Source organism: Collinsella sp. LCP19S3_F2 (assembly GCF_052121015.1).
GTDB lineage: Bacteria > Actinomycetota > Coriobacteriia > Coriobacteriales > Coriobacteriaceae > Collinsella.
Genome location: NZ_JBQKFA010000034.1, coordinates 1 through 868 on the forward strand (window position 1 = coordinate 1; position 868 = coordinate 868).

The window sequence follows — 868 nt, forward strand, 5'->3', positions numbered from 1 at the left end:
ACCGGATGGACTCCGCCGGCAGGAGGCGCACGCTCAGGTCGATCGGCCGGGCGAGCGAGTCCTCGGGCTTCGAGGCGGCATGCGAGGCGGCGCTCAGGGTCGTCGAGGGCGGCCGCGTCCCCGACGACGCCACGGTCGACGTGCTGGCGAGGCGCATCGCGGGAGGCGGCGGCGGGGCCGGCGGGGCCGACCTGTCGGTCTACGACGGGTTCCTGAAGGGGGCGGTCGCCGATGGCCGCTAGCGAGGAGCTGGCCCGCAGGGTCGTGGAGGCCGGGCGGTCGTGCTCGCTCACCACCGCCGTCCTGGAGGAGTGGTCGAGGCTCGGAACCCCGAAACAGGTGGAGTACCTGGCGGGCTACCTCGAGGCGGAGAGGTCCAGCCGCGAGGCCTCGAAGCGCGCGATGCTGCTCAGGCGCTGCGCGCTGCCGGCGCCCAAGACCTTCGACGGCTACGACTGGTCGGCCGTGTCGTGGCCGGAGGGCATGGGGCGCGAGTCGCTGCTCGCGCTAGACTTCGTCGAGCGCAGGGAGGACCTCGTGCTCATGGGCGACGTCGGCACCGGCAAGACGCACATGGCGTCGGCGCTCTGCGCGCTGGCGTGCGAGAGGAGGCTCGAGGCGCGCTTCTTCACGGCGTCCTCGCTCGTGATGCGACTGAGGCGCGCCCGCGACGACGGGAGGCTCGACCGGGAGGCCGCGCTCATCGGCAAGGCCCGCCTGCTCGTCATCGACGAGCTCGGGTTCCTCCCGCTCGACGCGGACGGGGCGAGGCTGCTCTTCCAGGTCTTCGCCGACGCATACGAGAGGCAGTCGGTGGTAATCACCACGAACCTGGAGTTCAGCAGGTGGGGGTCGGTGTTCGGGGACG

At 72.4% G+C, this 868-nt stretch carries 1 protein-coding gene and 1 pseudogene; both read left to right on the forward strand.

Features of this window, described 5'->3' with window-relative positions:
- Nucleotides 1–242 (forward strand): annotated as a pseudogene (locus ACTQX9_RS09530) (IS21 family transposase); the annotation flags it as partial.
- The coding region (locus tag ACTQX9_RS09535; RefSeq protein ID WP_441541385.1) for an ATP-binding protein at nt 232–868 on the forward strand (637 nt) is incomplete at its 3' end. The pseudogene ACTQX9_RS09530 and the gene ACTQX9_RS09535, both read left to right, overlap by 11 nt.